At 37.1% G+C, this 25,033-nt stretch carries 22 protein-coding genes and 1 pseudogene; 17 read left to right on the forward strand and 6 right to left on the reverse strand.

Annotated elements, in window-relative coordinates; all coding sequences use genetic code 11:
- Window positions 1-24: 24 nt before the first annotated feature.
- From WFH39_RS08880 to WFH39_RS08960, 17 genes and pseudogenes are all read left to right on the forward strand, one after another.
- Window positions 25-390 (forward strand): FtsL-like putative cell division protein, encoded by a 366-nt coding sequence (locus tag WFH39_RS08880; RefSeq protein ID WP_100377881.1) that lies wholly within the window; start codon window positions 25-27, stop codon window positions 388-390.
- Complete coding sequence (locus tag WFH39_RS08885; protein WP_214587889.1) at window positions 374-2,365, forward strand: penicillin-binding transpeptidase domain-containing protein; 1,992 nt, start codon at window positions 374-376, stop codon at window positions 2,363-2,365. The genes WFH39_RS08880 and WFH39_RS08885 overlap by 17 nt, the downstream gene beginning before the upstream one ends.
- A gap of 69 nt (window positions 2,366-2,434) precedes the next feature.
- Window positions 2,435-3,895, forward strand: coding sequence for a UDP-N-acetylmuramoyl-L-alanyl-D-glutamate--2,6-diaminopimelate ligase (locus WFH39_RS08890; RefSeq protein WP_336689623.1), 1,461 nt, complete (start codon window positions 2,435-2,437; stop codon window positions 3,893-3,895).
- A 27-nt stretch (window positions 3,896-3,922) separates the two neighbouring features.
- Complete coding sequence (locus WFH39_RS08895; RefSeq protein ID WP_228408258.1) at window positions 3,923-4,291, forward strand: four helix bundle protein; 369 nt, start codon at window positions 3,923-3,925, stop codon at window positions 4,289-4,291.
- A gap of 48 nt (window positions 4,292-4,339) precedes the next feature.
- Entirely contained in the window at window positions 4,340-5,581 is a 1,242-nt protein-coding gene (mraY, locus tag WFH39_RS08900; RefSeq protein ID WP_336689624.1) for a phospho-N-acetylmuramoyl-pentapeptide-transferase, read from the forward strand.
- A gap of 86 nt (window positions 5,582-5,667) precedes the next feature.
- On the forward strand, window positions 5,668-7,005 hold the full coding sequence (murD, locus tag WFH39_RS08905; protein WP_336689625.1) for a UDP-N-acetylmuramoyl-L-alanine--D-glutamate ligase: 1,338 nt from the start codon (window positions 5,668-5,670) through the stop codon (window positions 7,003-7,005).
- A 23-nt stretch (window positions 7,006-7,028) separates the two neighbouring features.
- A complete protein-coding gene (locus WFH39_RS08910) occupies window positions 7,029-8,267 on the forward strand; it encodes an FtsW/RodA/SpoVE family cell cycle protein (RefSeq protein WP_076391176.1) in 1,239 nt (412 codons plus the stop codon).
- Between the two features lie 34 nt (window positions 8,268-8,301).
- Window positions 8,302-9,423, forward strand: coding sequence for an undecaprenyldiphospho-muramoylpentapeptide beta-N-acetylglucosaminyltransferase (murG, locus tag WFH39_RS08915; RefSeq protein WP_336689626.1), 1,122 nt, complete (start codon window positions 8,302-8,304; stop codon window positions 9,421-9,423).
- Window positions 9,423-10,079 (forward strand): hypothetical protein, encoded by a 657-nt coding sequence (locus tag WFH39_RS08920; protein WP_336689627.1) that lies wholly within the window; start codon window positions 9,423-9,425, stop codon window positions 10,077-10,079. Before murG ends, WFH39_RS08920 begins: the two co-directional genes overlap by 1 nt.
- 3 nt (window positions 10,080-10,082) lie before the next feature.
- Complete coding sequence (gene murC, locus WFH39_RS08925; RefSeq protein ID WP_336689628.1) at window positions 10,083-11,441, forward strand: UDP-N-acetylmuramate--L-alanine ligase; 1,359 nt, start codon at window positions 10,083-10,085, stop codon at window positions 11,439-11,441.
- Between the two features lie 163 nt (window positions 11,442-11,604).
- Window positions 11,605-11,939, forward strand: a pseudogene (locus WFH39_RS08930) (GxxExxY protein).
- Window positions 11,940-12,044: 105 nt separating this feature from the next.
- Window positions 12,045-12,989 (forward strand): cell division protein FtsQ/DivIB, encoded by a 945-nt coding sequence (locus tag WFH39_RS08935; protein ID WP_336689629.1) that lies wholly within the window; start codon window positions 12,045-12,047, stop codon window positions 12,987-12,989.
- An 89-nt stretch (window positions 12,990-13,078) separates the two neighbouring features.
- The gene (gene ftsA / locus WFH39_RS08940; protein WP_214587873.1) at window positions 13,079-14,470 is read left to right on the forward strand and encodes a cell division protein FtsA; all 1,392 of its coding nucleotides are present in this window, start codon (window positions 13,079-13,081) and stop codon (window positions 14,468-14,470) included.
- A gap of 109 nt (window positions 14,471-14,579) precedes the next feature.
- The gene (gene ftsZ, locus WFH39_RS08945) at window positions 14,580-16,484 is read left to right on the forward strand and encodes a cell division protein FtsZ (protein WP_336689630.1); all 1,905 of its coding nucleotides are present in this window, start codon (window positions 14,580-14,582) and stop codon (window positions 16,482-16,484) included.
- Window positions 16,485-16,594: 110 nt separating this feature from the next.
- The gene (locus WFH39_RS08950) at window positions 16,595-17,041 is read left to right on the forward strand and encodes a GatB/YqeY domain-containing protein (protein ID WP_076391162.1); all 447 of its coding nucleotides are present in this window, start codon (window positions 16,595-16,597) and stop codon (window positions 17,039-17,041) included.
- Window positions 17,042-17,474: 433 nt separating this feature from the next.
- Window positions 17,475-17,885, forward strand: coding sequence for a BrxA/BrxB family bacilliredoxin (locus WFH39_RS08955; protein WP_076391160.1), 411 nt, complete (start codon window positions 17,475-17,477; stop codon window positions 17,883-17,885).
- 108 nt (window positions 17,886-17,993) lie between these two features.
- Window positions 17,994-19,508, forward strand: a complete 1,515-nt coding sequence (locus tag WFH39_RS08960) for a GH3 auxin-responsive promoter family protein (RefSeq protein WP_214587871.1) — start codon at window positions 17,994-17,996, stop codon at window positions 19,506-19,508.
- Between the two features lie 45 nt (window positions 19,509-19,553).
- Here the strand turns inward: WFH39_RS08960 and WFH39_RS08965 are convergent, their stop codons facing one another.
- The 6 genes from WFH39_RS08965 to mutL form a co-directional block, all read right to left on the reverse strand.
- A complete protein-coding gene (locus WFH39_RS08965; RefSeq protein ID WP_336689631.1) occupies window positions 19,554-19,961 on the reverse strand; it encodes a hypothetical protein in 408 nt (135 codons plus the stop codon).
- A 39-nt stretch (window positions 19,962-20,000) separates the two neighbouring features.
- On the reverse strand, window positions 20,001-20,354 hold the full coding sequence (locus tag WFH39_RS08970; RefSeq protein ID WP_336689632.1) for a hypothetical protein: 354 nt from the start codon (window positions 20,352-20,354) through the stop codon (window positions 20,001-20,003).
- 4 nt (window positions 20,355-20,358) lie between these two features.
- Window positions 20,359-21,333, reverse strand: a complete 975-nt coding sequence (locus WFH39_RS08975; RefSeq protein WP_336689633.1) for an endonuclease/exonuclease/phosphatase family protein — start codon at window positions 21,331-21,333, stop codon at window positions 20,359-20,361.
- Between the two features lie 73 nt (window positions 21,334-21,406).
- Entirely contained in the window at window positions 21,407-22,390 is a 984-nt protein-coding gene (locus tag WFH39_RS08980; protein WP_336689634.1) for an endonuclease/exonuclease/phosphatase family protein, read from the reverse strand.
- A gap of 5 nt (window positions 22,391-22,395) precedes the next feature.
- Complete coding sequence (locus tag WFH39_RS08985) at window positions 22,396-23,127, reverse strand: rhomboid family intramembrane serine protease (protein WP_235132257.1); 732 nt, start codon at window positions 23,125-23,127, stop codon at window positions 22,396-22,398.
- 5 nt (window positions 23,128-23,132) lie between these two features.
- A complete protein-coding gene (mutL, locus tag WFH39_RS08990) occupies window positions 23,133-24,920 on the reverse strand; it encodes a DNA mismatch repair endonuclease MutL (protein ID WP_087707024.1) in 1,788 nt (595 codons plus the stop codon).
- Window positions 24,921-25,033: the final 113 nt, after the last annotated feature.

Raw genomic sequence — 25,033 nt, forward strand, 5'->3', positions numbered from 1 at the left:
CTGCAAAACAAATTGACATTTAAATTGGCAAAAAGAACAACAAATCGTCCTCAGAAGAAATTAACTTTTATAGATATTATAAAAGGAAATTTCCTGAACCGTGATGAGATTAAAATACATTACAAGTATTTTCTGCTGTTGTTTGTATTGATGATGGCAATGATCTACAGCAATCATCTCGTCAATAAGAAAATTAAAATTGTTAACGCACTCAAAGAAGAAACAGAAGAATATAAATCGCGAAACGCTTACGCACAAAGTAAGCTGATCAAAGTAAAAATGGAATCGGAGTTGGGGAAAGAAGTTGCTAGGGATTCTTTAATGACCCTCGAAAACCATCCTCATAAATTGCTAATAAAACTGGACAGTACAGATGCAAAAGCAAAATGAATACGACAACAAACGTAAGAAAACGTTACGATGGGGCTACCTCTTTGCAGTGGTGGCTTTGTGCGTGTTTGTAATGTTCCTTGCGCGCATCGTTATTCTTCAGAATACGAACGTTCAGGAAATTAAAGACGATTACATCAACAAAAACTATCGCGAAGCCACTTTAAAAGCAGCAAGAGGAAATCTTTTTGCGTCAGACGGTTCTATTCTGGCAACAACCGTCATGCGTTACGACATCTATCTGGATTTCAAAACGATGAAAGACACCATTTATACCAACAATATTGGTGCTTTAACAGATTCTCTCAGCAAAATGTTCGGAAAGCCAAGAGCAGAATTCAGAAAGAAATTCGATGAGCAGAGAAAAAAGAAAAATCAGTACTACACTTTAGTTAAAGGACTTGATTTTGACCAGTACGACAGAATCCGCAAATTTCCGATATTCAAGAAAGGCAAAAACAAAGGAGGTTTTATCGTAGACCGAAACTATAAAAGAGAATTGGCTACCTCAGAAATCGGAGCCGGAACCATCGGAATGGACGACGGCGTTCATACAGCAGGTCTTGAAGGCGCTTTCTCTAAATATTTAAGAGGAACAGACGGAAAAAGACTGGAGCAGAGAATCAATTCTTCCCAATGGAAACCAATTGATTACTGGAAGGTACAGGAACCTGTTGACGGAGAAGATGTTTATACCACATTAGACCTTAGAATTCAGGATATTGCACATTCCGCTTTACAGAAACAGCTCGTGAACTTCGAAGCAAAACACGGAACCGTGATTGTAATGGAAACCGAAACGGGAAAAGTCCGCGCCATGGTTAATTTAAGAAGAACTGATGATGGAGATTATGTAGATTCTTACAATTATGCCCTGAAAGACAATATAGAACCGGGTTCTACCTTTAAAACCATTTCACTTTTAGCAGCAATGGATGACGGTTTCATTGATGAAAATACAACCGTAAATGTAGGAAACGGAATCTGGGTATACGCAAAGCAGAGAATTTCAGACGGTCACGGTGGCGGAACGTATGACATCAGTGATGTGTTGGCTAAATCCAGCAACGTAGGTTCTGCAAAACTGATTACAAAATATTACGCCGAAAAGCCTCAGATTTTCTTAGATCATTTAAGAAGGTGGAAACTATTCGATAAAATGAATATTGAACTTCCGGGAATTACAAAACCAAAAATTTTAACTCCCGAAAGCAAAAGATGGAATGCCGCAACTCTCGCATCCATTGCCTACGGATATTCTACAAACATAAACCTGTTGCAGTTAGCCACTTTCTATAACGGAGTTGCAAACAACGGTAAAATGCTGAAGCCTTTATTCATTGATAAAATTATGAAGGACGGGAAAGTAATGTACACGGCAAAACCGGAAGTAATGGTCAACAAAATGGCATCTGAAAAAGCCATCAAAATGATGACCAATGCTTTAACAAAAGCTGTTGAAAAAGGAACCGCAAAAAGTATATTCACACCGAATTTAAAAATGGCAGGAAAAACAGGAACCGCAAGGTTTGAATACTGGCTTCCCGGTCCTATGAAATACCGCTCGTCATTTGCAGGCTTCTATCCTGCTGATAATCCGAAATATACCTGTTATGTGATGATCAGCGAGCCAAATACATCAAAAGGGTTTTATGGAGCTACCGTTGCAGCACCGGTATTTAAAGAAATTGCAGGAAAAACATTTCTGAAAACCCCTCAGAATATTGAAAGAGAAATGCTTGTCGACAAAAAGGTAAACCTGAACAAAATGGTAGAACCTAACGTAAAAGTCGCAGTAAATAATAAACAGATGCCAAATGTAGTAGGACTCATCGGTAAAAATGTGATTCCACAGCTTGAAAATTTAGGCTACCGTGTAGATTTTAAGGGTGTTGGAAGAATTAAAGAACAGTTCCCGACAGAAGGCACAACCATAAGCAGAAACCAGAGAATTTATCTGTCTCTGCAGAATTAAAAAAGAGAAGAACCCGAAGGGTTCAATATGAATAACCGTAAGTGAAACTTATGGAACAAATAAAGAGAAATGCAGTTAAATGATTTATTAAAAAGAATTCCGGTATTAGAAATTCATGGTGACGACAGCCGTGAAATTTCAGAATTGGTATTCGACAGCAGAAAGGTTACGGAAAACTCCTTGTACATCGCAATGAGAGGAACGGTTGTGGACGGACATTCATTTATTGCATCTTCGGTAGAAAAAGGAGCAACAGCAGTTGTTTGCGAAGAATTTCCTGAACATCTCAATGAAAATGCTACCTATATTAAAGTAAAAGATTCATCCAAAACTTTAGGTCATTTAGCTTCCAATTTCTACGGTAATCCTTCAGAAAAACTAAAATTAATCGGAGTAACAGGAACTAACGGAAAAACTTCTGTTTCTACCCTGCTTTTTGATGTCTTTAAAAATTTAGGATATGATTCCGCTTTGCTTTCTACCGTTGAAATCAGAATCGGAGAAAAGATCATTCCGGCAACACACACCACTCCTGATGTTATTACCATCAACAAAATTTTAGCTCAGGCGGTTGAAGAAGGCTGTGAATTCGCATTTATGGAAGTAAGCTCCCACGGAATTGCCCAAAACAGAATCGAGGGACTTCACTTTAAAATTGCTGGGTTTACCAATCTTACACATGATCATTTAGATTATCATAAAACGTTTGACGAATATCTGAAAACGAAAAAAAGATTTTTCGATCAGTTGGAAGATTCTGCGGTTGCCATCACCAATGTGGATGATAAGAACGGAAATGTCATGCTTCAGAACACAAAAGCCATAAAAAGGTCTTATGCTTTGAAGACAATGGCAGATTTTCATGGAAAATTACTGGAAGTGGATTTCAACGGAATGCTGTTGAATTTCAACGGAAAAGAATTCTGGACAACACTCACCGGAAAATTCAATGTGTACAACCTCTTATTGGTTTTCGGAATTGCTTCCGAGCTGGGTTTTGAGTCAGACGAAATTTTACAGGCAATCAGCAGACTAAAAAGAGTGTCCGGAAGATTTGAGACCTTTAAATCAGACGGCGGAATTTTCTTCATCGTAGATTATGCACACACTCCGGATGCATTGGAAAACATTCTGGACAGCATTAATGATATCAGAACAAAAAACGAAAGACTGATCACCGTTTTCGGCTGCGGAGGCGACAGAGATCATTCAAAAAGACCTGAAATGGGAAATATTGCCACGAAAAAATCAACGTTGGCAATCATCACCTCAGACAATCCGAGAACGGAAGATCCGGCAGCAATCATCAAAGAAATCGAAGCCGGTGTTGAACCTCAGAATTTCAGCAAGTACACTTCCATTCCGGACAGAAAAGAAGCCATCAAAATGGCGATAAAATTTGCAGAACCGAAAGATATCGTTCTCGTAGCCGGAAAAGGACACGAAACCTATCAGGAAATAAACGGCGTGAAACATCATTTTGACGACAAGGAAACCATTAATGAGCTGTGGCAGCTTATGAGTAAATAAATATAAATGATTATTGATAATTGATTAATGATGGAAAATAATTACAATCAGATTTTTGCTCAAAGAACAAAAACTTTAGCAATAAATATAATCAATAGTTTATCAGACTTGCCGTATTCTGATAAAGTATCCGTAATCAGAAAGCAGATTTTTCGTTCAGCAAGTTCTGTAGCAGCCAATTACAGAGCAATGTGCAGAGCCAGATCAGATAAAGAGAAATATGCTAAAATTTGTATTGTCGTAGAAGAGGCAGACGAAACGGTATTTTGGCTGGAAGTAATTCAGGAAGTTAATATAGCTTCAAAAATAATGACAGATGAACTTATGAATGAATCTTTGGAGATTCTGAAAGTAACATCAACTTATAAGAACAAATTAAAGAGTAAGATTATTTAATATCGGTTAGATATCAATCATCAATTATCAAACATCAATAATTAAGAAATGTTATACTACCTATACGAATATTTAACCAGCATGGGAATCCACGTTCCCGGATTAGGACTGTTGAAATACATCTCCTTCCGTGCAGGAATGGCGGTTCTGTTTTCTTTAACCATCGCTTTGGTGTATGGAAAAAGAATCATCAACTATCTGAGAGCAAAACAGATGGGAGAACTGGTGCGTGATCTTGGTCTGGACGGACAGAAGCAAAAAGAAGGTACTCCAACAATGGGAGGTCTTATCATCATTTTGGCAACGTTAATTCCTGTTTTGCTATTTACCAGAATTACAAACGTTTACATTGTTCTTCTGATTGTTTCCGTGATATGGATGGGTGCAATAGGTTTTCTGGATGATTATTTAAAAAAGATCAAAAAAAACAAAGACGGTTTAAGCGGTAAATTCAAAATTGTTGGACAAGTCGGATTGGGATTGATCGTAGGAATTACCATGTATTTTCATTCCGATATTACCGTAAAAAGAAAATATGCAGATGCAAAAGTGGTAAATAGAAATAATGTAGAGCAAAACTTTATGCCTACCGAAAAAATAACTGTTTCTACCGTTCCCTTTGCTAAAAACAATGAGTTCGATTACAGCGGAATTCTGTTTTGGATGAATGATAAAGATGCTCACGAATGGGCTTGGATTGTTTTTATCCCGATTGTGATTTTCATCGTAACGGCTGTTTCAAACGGAGCCAATATTACCGACGGAATTGATGGTCTTGCCGCAGGAACCAGTACCGTTATTTTACTAACGCTCGGCTTGTTTGCCTATCTTTCAGGGAACATCATTTTCGCTGATTATCTGAATATTATGTTCCTTCCCAACATGGGAGAAACCACCATATTCGTGGTCGCAATGGTAGGAGCCGTAATCGGATTCTTCTGGTACAACACCTATCCGGCTCAGGTTTTCATGGGCGACACCGGAAGTTTGATGTTAGGCGGAGTTATTGCCGTTTTAGCGATTATTTTAAGAAAAGAACTCATGATTCCTGTCCTTTGCGGAATTTTCCTGATCGAAAATATTTCCGTAATGCTTCAGGTTGTCGTATTTAAATACAGAAAAAGAAAATTCGGGCTCGAATATGCCCAAAACAATAGACTATTCAGAATGTCCCCTTTACATCACCATTATCAGAAGGGAGGCTTTCATGAGAGTAAAATAGTGAACAGAATGATCATCATAGGAGTAATGTTGGCAATTGTATGTCTGATCACATTAAAAATGAGATAAATTTTGTAAAAAGTAAAAAGTATTGATGTAAAAAGACACCAGATACATTGTACGTTTTACATTTTACATTTTACAAAAGAATAAATATGAAAATAGTTGTTTTAGGAGGAGGAGAAAGTGGTTGCGGAGCTGCCTATCTGGCAAAAAAGAAAGGAATGGAAGTTTTTCTTTCCGATAAAGGTGCCATCAAGGATAACTACAGACAGTTTCTGAACGAGAATGAAATTGAATTCGAAGAAGGAAGCCACGATGAAGAAAGAATTTTAAACGCCGACTGGATTGTAAAAAGTCCGGGAATTCCGAAAAAGGCAGAAATGATTCAGAAAATTAACGAGAAAAGAATAAGACTTTCTTCTGAAATTGAATTTGCTTCGGAATTTACAGATGCGAAAATCATCGCCATCACAGGAAGCAACGGAAAAACAACAACAACGTCTCTCATCTACTACATCCTGAAAAACGACGGATTAAACGTAGGTTTAGGCGGAAATATCGGGTACAGCTTTGCAAAGCAGGTTGCCGATGAAAACCATGAATATTATGTTCTGGAAGTAAGCTCTTTCCAATTGGACGATATTCAGAATTTTAGACCGTATATTTCTTTATTGCTGAATTTGTCACAGGATCATCTGGATCAGTACAATTACAACTATGAAGAATATGCTCTGGCTAAATTCAGAATAACGGAGAATCAGGAAAATGACAACTTTTTCATCTACAATAAAGATGATGAAATGAGCAAAAATATTCTTGAAAAATTAGAAATTAAAGCGAAAATGATTCCTTTCTCCACCAAAGAAAAACTGGAAGAAGGAGGTTTCATTAACGGCGATACCATTGAAGTAAAAATGAAAGATAACTTCTCAATGAAAATTGATGAATTATCTCTCATTGGAACGCATAACGTTGCCAACAGTTTAGCTGCATCAATTGCCGGTAAAATATTGGAAATCAATAATGAAAGTATAAGAAATTCATTAATGACTTTTCAGGCGGTTGAACACAGACTGGAGCTTGTAACTGAAATTGAGGGTGTAAAATACATCAACGACAGCAAGGCAACCAACGTTAATGCAACGTATTATGCTTTAGAAAGCATGAAAACTCCGACCGTTTGGATTGTAGGAGGTTTAGATAAAGGTAATGACTATACCGAAATTGAAGATTTAGTCAAAAGAAAAGTAAAAGCAATCGTCTGCTTAGGAATTGATAATGAAAAGATTATCAACTTCTTCAAAGACAAAAAAGAATTTATTTACGACACGTCGAGCATGGAAAAAGCAGTGGAGATCTCAAAATCTCTCGCTGAAAAAGGAGATACGGTTTTACTGTCTCCGTGCTGTGCAAGTTTTGATTTATTCAAAAACTATGAAGACAGAGGTCATCAGTTTAAAGAGCAGGTATTAAAAGCCAATGGCAATTAGCCAAAAAGCCAACAGCATTAAATATGAACGAACAAGACACAGAAAACAGATTTGAATTCCTGAAGGGCGATAAAGTACTTTGGATGGTCATTCTTGTGATCTCCATTTTCTCTATTTTCCCGGTTTATTCTGCAAGTTCAAATCTCGAATATATCGTTAACAACGGGACCACAACCGGTCACGTTATCAAACATATGTTCTTCGTGGTCTTAGGTTTGGGAATCATGAGAGTAGTCGGAATGGTAAAATACGAATACATCGGAAAACTCAGCAGCATCATGCTTGGTTTAATGGTTATTTTACTGATTGTCACCATGTTCACGGGACAGACCATTGATGGAGCCAGTGCTTCACGATGGCTGAAAATTCCCGGAACGCCGATTTCATTTCAGCCGTCTTCCTTTGCTTTTTTAATGCTGATTATTTATCTGTGCAGATATTTAACCAAAAAAATAACGCGGGAACGGCTTCCGATTGAGAACATCATGTACATCTTCGGTCCGATTCTGCTGGTTTTTGTTCTGGTAGCAAAAGACAATGGTTCAACGGCGTTGATGATTTTAATGGTTTCAGTGATTGTTCTCGTCATCGGACAGTTACACTGGAAATATATTGCAGGATTTATTTCTGCATCATTCATCGCAATTGTTCTGTTTTTACTGGTGGCTTTAAACACCAACTTAATCGGAGGAAACCGTGTTCACACGTGGATGAGCCGTATTGAAACATTTACATCTAGCAAAGCCAAAACAGCCGATGTAGATGACGAAAGTGTAAAAGCAAAAAATTATCAGGTGATGATGGCAAAAGCTGCCATCGTACACGGCGGAGTTACAGGAATGGGACCCGGAAAAAGTGCTTTAAAACAAATGCTTCCTCAGTCTGCCTCCGACTTTATTTTCGCCGTGATTGTAGAAGAATACGGAGTGATCGGAGCTGTTTTTCTGGTAAGTTTATATTTAATTATGATTATCCGTATCGTCATGATAGCCAGCAAGATGCCTGCTTTTTTCGGCTCTTTGCTCGTTCTCAGCCTCGGAGTAATGATTTTTATACAACTATCTGTAAATATTGCAGTTGCCGTCAATTTAATCCCTGTTACAGGGCAACCGCTGCCTTTAATAAGTTACGGAGGAACCTCAATGTTGGTAACATATTTGCAGTTGGGAATTATTTTAAACATAAGCTCCAGAATTCAGATTTACGATGAAGAAGGAATGGGCAAAAAACAAAGCATAGCGGAGATTAACGACATTGCTTAAGACAAAAAAATTTATAAAAAAGATTTAAACAGAGATGAATAAACCATCAGCAGATAGCCAAAAAACAAAATCCATCCGTGTATTATTATCGGGAGGAGGAACAGGAGGACACATCTTTCCTGCCATTGCTATTGCGGACGAAATCAGAAAAAGATTTCCCGATGCTGAATTTTTGTTCATTGGAGCCAACGGAAAAATGGAAATGGAAAAAGTTCCGCAGGCGGGTTATAAAATCGAAGGAATTAATATTGCCGGAATCAACAGAGGAAATCTTCTGTCGAATTTAGGATTGCCTTTTAAAATACTAAAAAGTTTATCCAAATCGAAGAAGATCATTAAAAGTTTTGCTCCGGATTTTGCCGTGGGAACAGGAGGTTTTGCAAGCGGACCGGCTTTGTACGAGGCAAGTAAACTGGGAATTCCTATTTTTATTCAGGAACAGAATGCTCATGCAGGAGTTACGAATAAAATTTTAAGTAAAAAAGCAAAAGCCGTGTTTACCGCTTATCCGAAAGTGGAAGGATTTCCGGCTGAAAAAATAAAATTTCTGGGGAATCCGATTCGTGAGAATATCATCTCAGGAATGCAGGAAACGACTCAGGCAAAAGAAAAAATGGGCTTGGATAAAAATAAACTGACGATTTTATCCGTCGGAGGATCTTTAGGTTCAAGAACATTAAATAACGGATGGAAAGACAATCTGGAAAACCTTAAAGAAAAAGGATACCAATTGATCTGGCAAACCGGAAAGTTAGACTACAGCGATTTATCTTCCGACCTCCGGCTTCCAGCTTCCATCCAGCTCAAAGAATTCATCAAAGACATGGAAACAGCCTATTCTGCAGCAAATGTCATTGTTTCCAGAGCGGGTGCAATTGCCATTTCAGAGCTGGCGGTTGCGCAGAAGCCGGTTTTATTGGTTCCCTTCCCTTTTGCAGCGGAAGACCATCAAACCAAAAATGCAATGAATCTGGTTGAAAAAAATGCAGCCCGAATGGTGAAAGACTCTGAGATGAAAGACAAATTCTGGAATACCCTTTCAGAAATATGCGAAAATGAAAAAGTAAGAAAAGAAATGTCTGAAAATCTGAAATATTTTGCCAAACCAAATGCGGCGAAAGAGATTGTAGACGAGATTTTTAAAGTGATAAAATAATGCCACGCGAGCTTTCTACATATAGAAAATTCATTTACGAAGATGATGCTTTAGAATTAATAAAAATTCTGGAAGAGAATCATATTGCTTATGAATTGGCAAATAATTCTTCGCAATTAGACTCCAGTTTTGGAGGCGATATAAACACAAAACAGTTTGAATTAAAAATTCAAAAAGAAGATTTTAGTCAGGTAGAGAAATTAGAAGAAGATTTGGTTAAAAAAGAAATTGAAAACGTAGATCAAGACTATTACCTTTTTGATTCTTCTGATGAAGAACTGATTGAAATTGTAACAAAAAAAGAAGAATGGAACAAATTTGATTATTTACTCGCTCAAAAAATATTAAAACAAAGAGGAAAGGAAATTAGTCCGGAACTTTTAAATGTGATAAATAAACAGAGAATTAAAGATCTTTCAACTCAGGAAGAAAGTCCGACTTGGTTAATAATAATCGGATACACTTCTGCCTTTTTTGCAGGATTTTTAGGCGTATTTGTTGGAGCTTATTTAATGTATTATAAAAAAGCTTTACCAAATGGTGATAGAATTTATGGCTTTGCTAAAAAAGACAGAAGCCACGGACAAAACATTCTAATTATCTCTGCAATAGCTTTTTTTGTATGGATTGGAATAAACTTTTTAGTTAAATTATAATAAATGAACAATTTAGAAACATATCAAAATTTTTACTTCGTTGGAATCGGGGGGATCGGGATGAGCGCTTTGGCGCGTTATTTCCATGCTTCGGGCAAAAAAGTTTCAGGCTACGATAAAACCAACACCAAACTTACTCAAACATTAATGAGTGAGGGAATTGATATTGTTTTTGAAGATGTCATTGATGAAAAAATTACGTCGCTTCAGAAAAAAGATACGTTAGTTATCTACACTCCGGCGATTAAGAAACTGGACATTTTAGATTATTTCAATACCAATCAGTTTGAAGTATTAAAACGTGCAAAAGTTCTAGGGTTGATCACGGAAAACACAGATTGCATTGCTGTTGCCGGAACTCACGGAAAGACAACCACTTCTACCTTGGTTTCACACCTGTGCAAAGAAGCAAATTTGCCTTTTTCATGTTTCCTGGGAGGAATTTCTGAGAATTTTAAGTCAAATTTCCTCTACAACGGCTCGCAATATTCAGTTGTGGAAGCAGATGAATACGACAGAAGCTTTCTAAACCTTTCTCCGGATTGGGCAGTTATTACTTCCACCGATGCCGATCATCTGGATATTTACGGAGATAAAAACACCATTGAAGAAGGGTTCAGACAGTTTGCAGCTCTGGTTCCCGAAGACAGACAGCTTTTTGTAAGAAAAGGAATTGAAATCGGAAGACCTCATCAAACTTACGCTGTAAACGAAGTGGCTGATTATTACTCAGATAACCTAAGAATGGATCATGATAAAATTTATTTTGATTTCCATACGCCCAACGACACGGTAAAAGATTTTGTCTGGGAAATTCCGGGAATTCACAACGTAGAAAATGCTACGGTTGCTTTGGCAATTTTAAACAGTTTAGGAGTCGATTTCAAAACTTTAAAGAAAGCAATTGCCAATTTTAAAGGAATTAAAAGAAGATATACAAAACATATTTACGAAAACGGTAAAATCTACATCGATGATTATGCGCATCATCCGACAGAAATTAATGCCGTAATGGGTTCAATTCGTACGTTTTATCCTGAAAAGAAGTTACTGGTGGTTTTCCAGCCTCATCTTTTCAGCAGAACAAGGGATTTTGCAGACGGATTCGCAGAAAGTTTAAGTAAAGCTGATGAACTGATTTTGCTTGATATTTATCCGGCAAGAGAACTTCCGGAAAATTTTGAAGGAATTACTTCCGATTGGTTACTGGAAAAAGTTAATTTAGATAAAAAAGAAGTTTCAACATTAAGCGAAGCTTTCAGCAAAATAAAAGAAAAAGATTTTGACATTCTCCTTACGGTAGGGGCAGGAAATATAGACACGCTGTATGATCCCGTCTGTGATTGGATAGAGAGAATTTAATTATTAAATATAACGCAACGGACACAAAGAATTTTTTGAAAACACGGAAATTTGTTCGCAAAGGCGTTTCACTCAGCAAATGATAGCTGAAAATATCATTTCAGAGTAAATAAAACACACAATGACAGAAAATGAAATTTCAAACATTGTTTTTGATGCAGGGATGAAAGTGCACCGAAAACTGGGAATCGGACTTTATGAAAATGTTTATGAGCAATGTTTAATTCACGAGTTAAAAAATAGCGGATTGAACATTGAAAATCAAAAAGATATTAGTGTCAATTATGAAGGTTTAATTATTGAGAAAGCATCAGAGTTGACTTATTAATTGAAAATAAAGTAATTATAGAAATAAAAGCAGTTCCGGAAATTAATAAATATCATTTTTTCCAAATTCTTAACTATTTAAGAATCACAGAAATGAAATTAGGGATGATTTTAAATTTTCATTCTACCTTATTTAAAGACGGAGTAAAAAGAGCAGTAAACAAATTATAAAAAATATTTTCAGCTATCATTTGCTGAGTGAAACGCCTTTGCGAATATAAAAGCAAGAATTTAAAGAAAACCCTTGCGACCGTAGCGTTAAAAAAGCTAAAAAAAATGAAAAATAAATACAGAATATTAAAAATTGCCATCACAGTAATCATCCTTGGATTTCTGCTGAGTTTCTCTTTGAAGAAATTCAGCGGACAGAAGATTACGGACAATAAAATTTCTGTAAAAATGAATGAAAAAACACCGGTTTACTTCATTGATGAAAAAGATATCCGGGAAATTGTAAAAAAGGAAAACCCTTCTGGAAAAGTGGGAGATCTCAATATTCCCGCTTTGGAAAAGAAGATCAACAATCTTCCGGCAGTAGACAGTGCAAATGTTTATTTAAACCTGAACGGAAAGCTGAATTTAGACATCAAACAGAGAGTTCCTGTTTTCAGATTAAACAAAGAAGGCAGAGACTTTTACGTAGATGAAAAAGGAATAGAATTTCCGATTTCTAAAACGTATTCTCATCCATGCATGTTGGTGACAGGAAATGTAAAAAAAGAAGAGTATGAAAAACTTGCCGAACTGGTTGAAAAAATAGACAAAGACGATTTCAGTAAAAAATACTTCATCGGAATATCCAAAGACCGAAACGGAGACTACAATCTTCTTACAAGTGAGGGAAATTACAAAGTCGAGATCGGGGATTTAGATAATATAGATTTTAAAGTAAAAGGATTTAAGGCATTTGTAGAAAAATATCTTGTCTATCAGGATCCTGAGAAATACAGTATGGTTTCCATTAAATATCAGAACCAGATTGTAACGACCTTAAATCCCAATTATAAAGAAAACGACAGTATTTTAAAAGCGGCGAACATAGAACTGGCAAAAACTCCGGTTGCAGTCACCAAAAGTGCCGAACCAAAGCCTAAAGCCGAAGTTAAAAAAGAAATTAAGAAAACGGGGAATCCTTCAAAACCGAAGGTAACCCAAGCAAAAAAAACTGAGAAACCTACGGCGTCAAAACCGAAAACTAAAGCAAAAGTTAAGATCGAATAAAATAAAAAAACATCAATATACATAGGCAAAAACCTATGATCCTTATTAAAACAGGAACTGAAAAACAAAAAAATCAAATCGGTATAAAAATGGAAAATCAAGAGTATTCAGTAGGTCTGGACATCGGGACAACAAAGATTGTTGCGATTGTCGGAAGGAGGAATGCACACGGGAAAATAGAAGTTCTCGGTGTAGGAAAGGCGAAAAGTCTTGGGGTTCACAAAGGTATTGTGAATAATATTTCGCAGACCATTAATTCAATCAAAGCCGCTGTGTCTGAAGCACAGTCCAGCGCAGGAGTTCCTATCCGTAAAGTAACGGTAGGAATCGCAGGGAAACACATCCGTTCTCTGCAGCACTCCGATTATATTATGCGTGAACATCCGGATAAATTCATCACAGACGACGACATTGAAGCATTAAAAGATCAGGTAAAAAAACTGGTGATGCTTCCTGGAGAAGAAATCATTCACGTTTTACCGCAGGAATACAAAGTAGATTCCGAAGGTGAAATTCAGGAACCGGTCGGGATGCACGGTAAGCGTTTAGAGGCCAACTTCCATGTGGTTGTAGGACAAATGGGAAGCATTCGCAATATCGCGAGATGCGTGAGAGAAGCAGGGCTTGAAATGGAAGCACTCACGCTGGAACCTTTGGCATCCTCTGAAGCGGTTCTTACAAAAGAAGAAAAAGAGGCAGGAGTTGCTATTGTAGATATCGGAGGCGGTACTACAGACATTGCAATTTTTAAAGATAACATCATCCGTCATACCTGTGTAATCCCTTACGGAGGAGGAATTATTACGGAAGACATCAAGGAAGGCTGTTCGATCATTGAGAAACATGCAGAGCAACTGAAAGTAAAATTCGGTTCTGCGGTTCCTGAGCTTGAAAAAGACAGTACCTATGTTACCATTCCCGGACTTCACGGAAGACCGGATAAAGAAATTTCTCTGAAAACTTTGGCACAGATCATCAATGCGAGAGTAGAAGAAATTCTGGAAATGGTAAATACAGAATTAAAGGCTTACGGAGCCTTCGAACAAAAGAAAAAACTGATTGCAGGAATTGTGTTGACGGGAGGCGGATCCAACCTGAAACACCTTCGTCAGCTCGCCAATTATACAACAGGATTCGACAGCAGAATCGGATTTGCAAATGAGTATGTGGCGAATGATAAAAATCAGTATCTTAAAGGTCCCGAATTTGCGACTTCCATTGGTTTGTTAATGGAAAGTTTAAAAATCAGGGATAAAAAGCTGAACACAGTGGAAGACACTCCTGTTTTGGAAAAAGAGCAGCCGGAAAATGCTGCTGCACAAGCTGCGATTGAAACTTCACAGCCCACTCCGCAGGAAGTTGCGCCGATACAGGAACAACAGCCTAAAGAAGAACAGCATGAGAATAAAAAGGCGGCAAAACTCACTTTCGGGCAGTCGCTGATGGAAAAAGTAAAAAAATTCTTTGAAGAAGTAGAATAAAATATAAATGATAAAAGATCAGTGATAATTGATGATTTATTTTTTAATTTAAAACAAAATCATTATTCATTTATCGCTTATCAATTATAATTATTAAAAGAAACTAATTATGGAAAACATAGGTACACAAGGATTTTCATTTGATTTGCCAAAAGGAAATTCATCAATCATAAAAGTAATCGGTGTTGGAGGCGGTGGAAACAATGCGCTGAAACACATGTACGAAAAAGGTATTCACGGAGTGGATTTCGTGATTTGCAATACAGATGCCCAGACTTTAGATAATAACCCGGTTGCCAACAAGGTACAGCTGGGAACTACCATTACGGAAGGTCTTGGCGCAGGAGCCGATCCTGAAGTGGGAGAAAAATCAGCGATCGAAAGCATCGAAGATATTAAAGCTGCAATGGGACAGAATACCAAAATGGTTTTCATCACTGCCGGAATGGGTGGCGGTACAGGAACCGGAGCCGCTCCTGTTATTGCTAAAGTAGCCAAAGATATGGGAATCTTAACGGTAGGAATCGTTACCGTCCCTTTCAGTTTTGAAGGGAAAAGAAGACTGGAACAGGCTGAAAACGGTCTTGATAAATTAAGAAATAACGTTGACTCATTAATTGTCATCAACAACGATAAATTAAGACAGCAATTCGGAAACCTTGGCTTCAAGCAGGGATTCTCGAAAGCCGATGAAGTTTTAACAAATGCTGCCAAAGGAATGGCGGAAGTTATTACGGGTTACTTTGATGTAAACATTGACTTTAGAGATGCTAAATCTGTGCTTCAGAATTCAGGAACGGCATTGATGTCTACAGGAATTGCTTCCGGTGAAAATAAAGCCGAAGAAGCGGTTAAAAAGGCGCTTGATTCTCCACTATTGAATGACAACAAAATTACAGGTGCGAAAAACGTTCTGTTACTGATCAGAAGTGGCGTGGAAGAAGTGACCATGGACGAGATCGGTGTGATTATGGATCATATCCAGAAAGAAGCAGGAAACACCGCGGATATTATTTTCGGGGTGGGAGCAGATGAAGAACTGGGAGATTCTGTAAGCGTTCTTGTAATCGCAACAGGCTTTTCTAACGATAACAAAAAATTTGCAGGACCTACAGAGAAAATTAAAATCAGCCTGAACGACAGTTTCGATACTCCAAAAGAGTCTCCTTTTAAAACGAGAGAGGAAAGACATTCTCACGCAGAGCAGGATTATGATTTCGGAGGTAAAAACCTTTTCAGATTAGACGACGAAGACCACGATCATCCACAGTTCGGTGTTACGTCTACTGAAAAAAAAATGACTATTGGCAACGAAGAGACTAAAACTGAAATAAAATTCTTTGATAAAGAGGAAGATACGGTTAACAGCACTCAGGATTGGAGAAATGATGATGAACAGGAAGAATCTTTCAGCTTATTTACTTTAGATGAAGAAGCAGAAGATCCGAATGATCTGGAAATAGAATCTTTTAAGTTCGATTTTGATCATAAAAAAGAAGAACCACAGTCTAATACTGCTTTCAATAACACTTTTTCTGAAGAAAAACCTGTTGAATTCAGCTTCTTCGTGAATGAGCCTGTAAAAAATGAGCCTAAATCTGATTTCGGACAGCCAAAAGCAGAACTTGCAGCAGTCAACGAAGTGAATCAGCTTACAGAAGAGCCGTTTCAGAAAGTGGAACATTTCTTTCAGCATCTGAAAGAAGAACCTGTTGTTGAAAATAAAACAGAAACCGAAGCTCCGAAACCGGCGGAAGAAGAATTCACCTTCGTGAATAAAACCGTAGATCAGGAAAGAGTAATGGAAAGAAGAAACAAACTGAAGGAGTTCAATTCCCGTTACCAGAGTTTCGACAGCTCCAGCGAGTTTGAATCTGTGCCTGCATTCAAGAGAAAAAATATTTCAATTGAAGGAACCAATGCATCAGACCAGAATATCAACACATATTTGTCTGATAACAACGGAAATATGCAGATCAGAGAAAACAGATTTTTAAATAAAGATGTAGACTAAAATTTAATTTGAAAATGTGGTCATTTGAGAATTTGAAAATTATACATTCTCGATTCTAAAATAATTGCATTTTCAAATTGTCTCATTTTTCAAATTATCAAATTAAAACCATGAGTTTAGAAAATACAATAAACGAAGCTATAAAAACAGCAATGAGAGCCAAAGACAAAGTGGCTTTGGATTCTCTTCGTGCTGTAAAATCTCAGATATTACTGCTTAAAACGGAAGCCAGAGGAGCAGAAGTTAGTGCAGAACAGGAAATTGCTATTCTTCAGAGAATGGTAAAACAGCGTAAGGATTCTGCCGAACAGTTTACTGCACAGGGAAGAAATGATCTTGCCGAAGTGGAGGAAGCTCAGATGAAAGTGATTGAGCAGTTTCTGCCAAAACAGCTTTCAGCAGAAGAACTGGAAGCAGAAATGAAAAACATTATTGCTGAAACAGGCGCTGAATCTATGAAAGATTTAGGAAAGGTAATGGGAATTGCTTCAAAATCTTTAGCCGGAAAATCGGACGGAAAAAGCATTTCCGAGATGGCGAAAAAACTGCTTTCATAATTGCTGATTGCTGGTAATTTTTAGTTGAGTGGTCTTCTATCCATCAACTGGCAACCAAAAACCATCAGCTATTTTATAAGGATATTCAACCTTTGCATATCGATTTGATTAAAGAAGCCCGAAACTTTTCAGTTTCGGGCTTCATTTATTTTTTTCTGAGTGACATCAATTATTGCTCAAAATAAAAGCAAAAACTGAAAGAAAATAAATTGAGAGGGATCAGTGTAAATATTTTTTCATGGTCAACTGTTTTCAGAATCATTTCAAATTTAGTAATTATTTTTGACAATTAACATATTTAATTTAAAATTTTATAATTATTATTAAACTATTAACATTCAATTCATTTTGTTTTCCAAAACTACCGATAGTTTTTATATATTGATGAAACGTAAAGAATTGCTTAAATTTGTACTTTACAAAAAACAAAAATATGTATCCACAAGATTTAGTAATGCCGATGAAGGCTGAACTTACAGATAAAGGTTTCGAAGACCTGACCACTCCGGCTCAGGTAGAAGAAGCATTAAAACAATCAGGAACTACCCTTTTGGTGATTAACTCTGTATGCGGATGTGCTGCAGGAGCTGCAAGACCGGGAGTAGTATATTCTTTAACAGGAGACAAAAAACCTGATCATTTAACTACTGTTTTCGCAGGTTTTGATACGGAAGCTGTAGTTGAAGCAAGAAAACATTTAGCACCGTTCCCTCCAAGCTCACCTTGCGTAGCATTGTTTAAAGACGGAGAACTTGTTCATATGCTGGAAAGACACCACATCGAAGGAAATCCTGCAGGAGCAATTGCTGCAAACCTTCAGGCTGCTTACGACGAGTATTGCTAGTAAATGAGCATTTCAGATATAAACCGTTACATATTTTGTAGCGGTTTTTTTTATTTTATCATCACAAAAAAATTCTCTGAAAAATCAATTATTGTTATATTTGTTGGAATGGCAACGAAAGCACTTTTCAATACTGTAGTCAATTGGTTTATCCGGCAGAGGATAGATCAGATTCAGAATTTCATGAATCATCCTATTGAAACACAGAAAGGTATCTTATTTTCCCAGTTATTTCATGCAGAAGATACGGAGTATGGCAGAAAATACGGGTTTAATTCCATTTCGAGTTATCAGGACTTTAAAAACAAAGTTCCGGTCGTTACGTACGAAGAAATGGAACCTTACATTGAAAAAGCAAGACAGGGACAGAAAGACGTAAGCTGGCCCGGTTACATCAAACATTTTGCAAAATCTTCGGGAACCACGAATGCCAAAAGCAAATTCATCCCGATTTCTGCAGAAAGCCTTGAATACTGCCACATGAAAGCCGGAAAAGATATGGTTTCCATTTATGCCAATAATCATCCGGAAAATCAGCTTTTTAATTATAAAAATTTACGTCTGGGCGGAAGTTCTGAACTCTACGCGGATTTTAATACCAAATTTGGCGATTTATCCGCTATTCTGATTGATAATCTTCCTTTCTGGGTAGAAGTAACCACTACTCCGAGTAAAAAGGTTTCTCTGATGGGAGAATGGGAAAGCAAACTCAGAGCCATTACGTCCGAAGTTAAAAATGAAGATGTAGGAAGTATTCTTGGAGTTCCAAGCTGGATGATGGTTCTTTTACAAAGGGTTCTGAAGGAAACTGATGTGCAAAACATTTCAGAACTGTGGCCGAATCTTGAAGTGTTTTTCCACGGAGGAATCAGCTTTAAGCCTTACAGAGAACAGTACAAACAGATTATAGGAAAAAATATCAATTACTATGAGATCTATAATGCTTCTGAAGGATTTTTCGGAATTCAGGACAGATCGAATAGTGATGAAATGCTTCTGATGCTCGATTACGGTATTTTTTATGAGTTTATTCCGATGGATCAGTTCCATTTTTCCAATCCGAAAGTCGTGAGTCTGGAAGATGTGGAAATCGGGAAAAACTACGCCATGGTGATTACGACAAACGGCGGATTGTGGAGATACCTTATCGGCGATACCGTTATTTTTACCTCAACCAATCCGTTCAGAATAAAAATTACCGGAAGAACGAAACATTATATTAATGCTTTTGGAGAGGAGCTGATGATTACCAATGTAGAATCTGCCCTTTCTAAAGCATGCGAAGAAACCAATGCATCCGTTTCTGACTTCACAGGAGCCCCTGTTTTCATGAAAGAGAACGAAGGCGGAGCTCATGAATGGATTTTTGAATTCCGCGAAAAACCGGACAATTTAGAGCGTTTTATAGATGCTTTTGATAATCATCTAAAATCCATTAATTCTGACTACGAAGCCAAACGTTACAACAATATGACGCTGAAAAGACCGATTGTTCATATTGCAAAGCCCAATCTTTTTTATTGCTGGCTGGAATCCAAAGGCAAACTGGGCGGACAGAATAAGGTTCCCAGACTGAGCAACGATCGAGAATATATTGATCCTTTACTTGAACTGAATAAATAAAAAAACCGCAGAAAAACTGCGGTTTCGTTTTTTATAAGAAGATGTTTATTTGCTTAAATCCTCTTTTAATTTTTTAGCGCCTTCTTCAACTTTGGAAGCTCCTTTTGCTGCGGCACTTTTCACATCTTTTCCTACTTTATCGGCTCCTTCTTTAATGTCCTGTCCTGCTTTCTGAAGATCCTGTTTCGTTTTGTCTGCTGTTGCATCTATTTTATTTTTTGCATCTTCGGCAGCATTATCAATCTTTTGTCCGGCAGCATCAATTTTAGCCTGGGTGTTTTCTTTCACTTCATTAATCTTTGCCGAATCTACTCCGATTCCGTTTTCTGAAACAGTAGTGGTGGTAGTTGTAGATCCGTCCGGATTTTCAACAGTTTCGGTTTTTGATGTAGACTTTGTACATGATACAACTACTGCTACAATCATCAGTACAGATAAAATGCTTTTTTTCATACTTTATAATTTTTTTAAAACGTTTTTTTGTGATTTATATTATGCAGATTTTACTTCCGCAGAAGGTTCAGAACTTTTCTTTTTCTCCTCGTCTGTTTTTTTCTTTTCTTCATCTGCTTTCTTTTTATTTTCTTTCTCAAGCTCCTCTTTCAGCTTCTTTTCCTGCTCCTGAATTTTCAGTGCTTCTTTTAATGAATCCTGATACTGTTTTGAAGATATCCTGATCTGCCTTGCTACATCTACAGAAACCGCGCCATTCGAGAAAGAATCGATTGCGGTGGTATCATAATTTGCTTTCGGACTGTCTGGAGGATAAAAATCTGCCGGTTCTTTTTTTGAACAGGACATCACAACTGCCGAGAAAATAATAGCTGCAAAAGATAAATTTTTCATGGAACTAATTTAACAGAAATTCTGCAATTACAGGATAATGATCCGATAATCTTACAGAATTATCCACTTTATAACTTAATGGAATGATTGATTTTGAACTGAAGATATAATCGATTCTCAACGGAACCTTATAATCATGAAAGCTTGAAGAACTTCCGTTTCCCGCTGCCAAAAAAGCATCCTGAAGATCTTTTCCCAGATTATAATATTCATAAGAATTGGGAACAGAGTTGAAATCACCCGCCAGAATTACAGGATATGGTGAAAGATCCACCGCTTTTCTTATTTTTTTGATCTGGTCTTCGTGTGCTTTAAAAGTAGGAATCATATGCGAGAGCAGGGTATTGATTTTCCTGCCTTCCTTTTTCAGCCCATCGAACTGAAGCATCGATTTATGCAGCCTGAAAGGCTCAAGGTAAACATTAACAATCCGAACGATTTTGCCATTGATATCTACATCTGCATAGAAAGAATTTCCTCGCGATTTATCGGTTATTAATTCTTCCTGTCTTATAATTTTATGTTTGGTTTTTAAAATAACCGAAGGATATTTTACCAGATCCTGTCTCAAGGCACGATTGGTATCTTTTTCCTGAACCAGAATAATATCCGCATTCTGATCCTGAATATATTTTTTCACTTTGTCCCAGCCAAAATCGCCGTATTTTACATTAAAAGTAATCACTTTTATATCTCTTATTGATTTCTGACTTTCTGTTTTCGGGGTAAAGTTGATCCATCTTCGGATAGGATTATAAAATAAAAATGTTCCCAAAACAAATGCAATGGCAATTTTTTCTTTTCTGAAAATCCAGATCAGTGTGAAAATAAGATGTAATGAAATAAGATAGGGAAAACCCAGAGAAAGAAGATTGAGATTTCCAAGCAGGTTAGGCGGAACCCATGCGTTCACCAATGTACACAGGAGTAATATACCAACAATTATATGGAAAAATAACAATACTTGACGCGGCTTCATGAAAACAGTCTAAGGATATAGTGCTTTTCAGCAAAAATCCTACCATAAGAAAAACATTAACTGTTTTTATAATTTAGTTTTGCAGTTTAAATGTCGCAATAACAGGATAATGGTCTGAAAGTTTCGCCGAACGGTCGACTTTATAACTTAACGGTTTAATGGATTTTGAAGCAAAAATATAATCGATCCTGATCGGAAATTTATAATCATGAAAGCTGGTGGCACTTCCGCTTCCGGCTTTCATAAATGCATCTTCAAGATCTTTTGATAATTCGTAGTACTCATAAGAATTGGGGACCGAATTAAAATCGCCTGCCAAAATCACAGGATAAGGCGAGGATTCAATGCTTTCTTTGATGGGAGCAATCTGTTCCTGATGCACTTTAAAGGTCGGAATCAGTTTTCTGACAATACCTCTCAGCTTCTGCTCATCTTCATCACTATCACCATTCAGCTTTACCATACTTTTATCAAACCTGAAAGGCTGAAGATAAACATTAATGATCCGATAGGTTTTTCCATTGATCTCAATATCTGTCTGCGTTGCATTGCCGTTTTCATAATCTCCAAGCAAATTTTTCTCAGCAATGACTTTATGTTTTGTAAAAACGCTTGTAAGGAGAGTTTTACCACTTTGCTTCAGATCTTTAAAATCATATTTTTTATTAACCATCTCCTGGAACAGAACAACATCTGCATCCTGACTGTTGACGAAATCTTTAATATTTTCTTTTCCTAAAACACCGTTTTTAACGTTGAACGTGACAATTTTTAAATCTGCTTTTTCATTTTTGGGCTGAGAAAAATTAATCCATCGCAAAACAGGATTGAAAAAAAGAAGACCCGCAAAAAAAAAGACAAACGCTCTTTTCTTCCAGCTGATAATCCAGAAAATAGTAAACAGAACGTAAGCAATAATTAAAAGAGGAAAACCTAAAGAAAGTAAATTCAGCCAAGGAAATATTTTGGGTGAAACATAAGCATTCATCAACATTCCGGATAATAAAATAAATATTCCGGTATGAAGGATGAGAAAAATAAGACGAAGAATTTTCAAGAGGTTTAATTAAATCTGTACAAATGCTTTCTCCAAATTCTTGCCAAAATAAAACCTACAATCGCTCCTCCTACGTGAGCCAAATGCGCAATCCCGCCTCCATTTCCGGAAACTCCCAGATAAATGGAGCCAATAACAACGACCGGCAATACATATTTAACTTTCATAGGAATCGGAATAAACATAATTCCGATTTTTGCCTCCGGATAAAGTGTTGCAAATGCTGCCACAACACCAAATATCGCTCCGGAAGCTCCTACCATTGGAGTTCCCATAATTCCATTCAGCTCTCCAACCAATTCCTGTTGTCGAAGTACAGCCTGAGAAGAACCTGAATATTGTACAGAGGAACCTGAAAGATATTCATTCAGATTAAATCCTAACTGCTGCAATTCGTTGGAAATCTGCTGAACCTCAACAAAATTCCACAGATTGAACAGGAAAAAGGCTCCCAAACCACTTAAAAAGTAAAGAATTAAATATTTTTTTTCTCCTAAGCTGTTTTCCAGTATAGGTCCGAAACTGAATAAAGTAAACATATTGAAAAGGATATGCATGAAGCTTCCATGCATAAACATATGCGTAACAATCTGCCAGGATTTGAAAAATGGCGAGAAAGGATAAAAAGCAGCAAGATATCCTACAAATCTATCCTGAAACAGCAAATTGGCTATAACAAATACAGCAACATTGATGATGATTATATTTCTCGTTACGGGAGGTATACTGTTAAACATAGCTTCTAAAATTTGTTTTTAAAATCATTAAACGGAACTTCGTAGAAACATCTTTTTCCGTTGGGTAAAAATTCCGGAAAGCCCAAAGCGGTAAAATCCTTGATAAGCTGCTCCGCATCTTTTTTGTATATAAAATCGAATCTTGATTTCGACTGCAGTTTGCTCCACTGGTTCTGATAATACTGCATAAATTCTTCCTCAGACTTATATTCCAGAATTTCAAAAAGATTTTCAAGAAACTTCATAACCTGCGTTTCTTTCAGTCCTTCCGGAACCGCATCTATTCTTAACACACTTTCGTGGGCAATGCTCATTTCAAAACCAAGCTCAGGAAGATATTTTTTAATGGAATTATATTTCGCTTTTTCAATCTCATTCATATGATATTCGAGAGAAAAGAGCAGAGCATGACCATTGGTTGTTCCTTTTTTTACAGGTTTTGTGTTTTCAGAAACTACAAGTCTGTGCATTCTTCCCAGATCGAGCATTAGTGTTTCATCCCCTTTGTTGAACAGCCAGTATCCGTTCGGCAACCTCATCAGATCTTCATCAAAATCTTCATCCTCAAACAGATTGATCTTGGAAGGTTCTGCGGTAATATTCTGATGGTACATTTCTGTAAGATTCTGAATTTCCGCCTGCGCAACTTCACGTTCTTCAATAAAAGGATTGTAGTCTTTATCTACGATTATTTCAGGCATTTTCAGCGTTGTGCCGCCTCCACTGTTTCCTTTACTCGGGAACGTTTTGTGCATAATTTCATCAAAGTGAGGATCTTTTTCAAAATCCAGACTTGGCGAAACGTTATAAATTCCCAAAGAACGTTTAATGGTGGAACGCAACAGAGCAAAGATCAGATGTTCGTCTTCAAATTTTACTTCTGTTTTCTGCGGATGGATATTAACGTCTATTTTTTCAGGATCAATATCTAAGAAAAGGAAAAACGTAGGCACATAACCCGGCAACAACAATCCTTCAAAAGCTTCCTGAACAGCTTTATTAAAGTATGGACTTTTAAAATACCTTCCATTGACAAATAAAAACTGTTCGCCTCTAGTTTTTTTGGCTCCTTCCGGTTTGGCAACATACCCGTGAAGTTTACACCAGATAATATCTTCTTTGATGGGAATAAGCTGCGGCTGCAGTTTTCTTCCGAAAACATCCACAATACGCTGCATCTGGCTTCCTTTTCTTAACCTGAAAATCGGCTCATCATCATGAAACAGAGAAAACTCGAGCGTTTCATGCGCTAAAGCAACTCTTTGAAATTCGTCGATAACGTGTCTGAATTCTACGTTGTTGTTTTTCAGGAATTTTCTTCTTGCGGGAACGTTGTAGAACAGATTTTTAACCAGAAAATTAGAACCTTCCGCGGTCTGAACAGGATCCTGAAACTGGAAAACCCCGCCTTCAATGTAAATATTTGTTCCGATGGTAGCGTCTTTCTGTTTGGTTTTTAATTCCACCTGAGAAACAGCAGCAATCGAAGCCAGCGCTTCGCCACGGAAACCTTTGGTAGAGATTTTAAAAATATCTTCTGTTCCGCGGATTTTTGATGTGGCGTGTCTTTCGAAAGCCATTCTCGCATCCGTTTCAGACATTCCTTTTCCGTCGTCTACAACCTGAATCAGATTTTTTCCGGCATCCCGGATAATCAACTCAATTTTTGTGGCATCTGCATCGATGGCGTTTTCCAAAAGTTCTTTCACAATGGAAGCCGGTCTCTGCACTACTTCTCCTGCCGCAATTTGGTTGGCTACATGATCGGGTAAAAGCTGAATAATATCTGACATAAAAAACGTAAATCAACTTACAAAAATAGTCATTCAAAATAAGAATAAAAACTATAAACTTCTGAATTAAAATTAATTTATCAACATATCAACATTCCAGCCATCATCCGGAT

Source organism: Chryseobacterium sp. MMO-72 (genome assembly GCF_037146035.1).
In the GTDB taxonomy this organism is placed as follows: domain Bacteria; phylum Bacteroidota; class Bacteroidia; order Flavobacteriales; family Weeksellaceae; genus Chryseobacterium; species Chryseobacterium indicum.

Excerpts from the sequence above, each read along its gene's own strand:
- WFH39_RS08885 (WP_214587889.1), top strand. The coding sequence starts at position 374 with ATGCAAAAGCAAAATGAATACGACAACAAACGTAAGAAAACGTTACGA.
- WFH39_RS08890 (WP_336689623.1), top strand. The coding sequence starts at position 2,435 with ATGCAGTTAAATGATTTATTAAAAAGAATTCCGGTATTAGAAATTCAT.
- WFH39_RS08895 (WP_228408258.1), top strand. The coding sequence starts at position 3,923 with ATGATGGAAAATAATTACAATCAGATTTTTGCTCAAAGAACAAAAACT.
- mraY (WP_336689624.1), top strand. The coding sequence starts at position 4,340 with ATGTTATACTACCTATACGAATATTTAACCAGCATGGGAATCCACGTT.
- murD (WP_336689625.1), top strand. The coding sequence starts at position 5,668 with ATGAAAATAGTTGTTTTAGGAGGAGGAGAAAGTGGTTGCGGAGCTGCC.
- WFH39_RS08910 (WP_076391176.1), top strand. The coding sequence starts at position 7,029 with ATGAACGAACAAGACACAGAAAACAGATTTGAATTCCTGAAGGGCGAT.
- murG (WP_336689626.1), top strand. The coding sequence starts at position 8,302 with ATGAATAAACCATCAGCAGATAGCCAAAAAACAAAATCCATCCGTGTA.
- WFH39_RS08920 (WP_336689627.1), top strand. The coding sequence starts at position 9,423 with ATGCCACGCGAGCTTTCTACATATAGAAAATTCATTTACGAAGATGAT.
- murC (WP_336689628.1), top strand. The coding sequence starts at position 10,083 with ATGAACAATTTAGAAACATATCAAAATTTTTACTTCGTTGGAATCGGG.
- WFH39_RS08935 (WP_336689629.1), top strand. The coding sequence starts at position 12,045 with ATGAAAAATAAATACAGAATATTAAAAATTGCCATCACAGTAATCATC.
- ftsA (WP_214587873.1), top strand. The coding sequence starts at position 13,079 with ATGGAAAATCAAGAGTATTCAGTAGGTCTGGACATCGGGACAACAAAG.
- ftsZ (WP_336689630.1), top strand. The coding sequence starts at position 14,580 with ATGGAAAACATAGGTACACAAGGATTTTCATTTGATTTGCCAAAAGGA.
- WFH39_RS08950 (WP_076391162.1), top strand. The coding sequence starts at position 16,595 with ATGAGTTTAGAAAATACAATAAACGAAGCTATAAAAACAGCAATGAGA.
- WFH39_RS08955 (WP_076391160.1), top strand. The coding sequence starts at position 17,475 with ATGTATCCACAAGATTTAGTAATGCCGATGAAGGCTGAACTTACAGAT.
- WFH39_RS08960 (WP_214587871.1), top strand. The coding sequence starts at position 17,994 with ATGGCAACGAAAGCACTTTTCAATACTGTAGTCAATTGGTTTATCCGG.
- WFH39_RS08965 (WP_336689631.1), bottom strand. The coding sequence starts at position 19,961 with ATGAAAAAAAGCATTTTATCTGTACTGATGATTGTAGCAGTAGTTGTA.
- WFH39_RS08970 (WP_336689632.1), bottom strand. The coding sequence starts at position 20,354 with ATGAAAAATTTATCTTTTGCAGCTATTATTTTCTCGGCAGTTGTGATG.
- WFH39_RS08975 (WP_336689633.1), bottom strand. The coding sequence starts at position 21,333 with ATGAAGCCGCGTCAAGTATTGTTATTTTTCCATATAATTGTTGGTATA.
- WFH39_RS08985 (WP_235132257.1), bottom strand. The coding sequence starts at position 23,127 with ATGTTTAACAGTATACCTCCCGTAACGAGAAATATAATCATCATCAAT.
- mutL (WP_087707024.1), bottom strand. The coding sequence starts at position 24,920 with ATGTCAGATATTATTCAGCTTTTACCCGATCATGTAGCCAACCAAATT.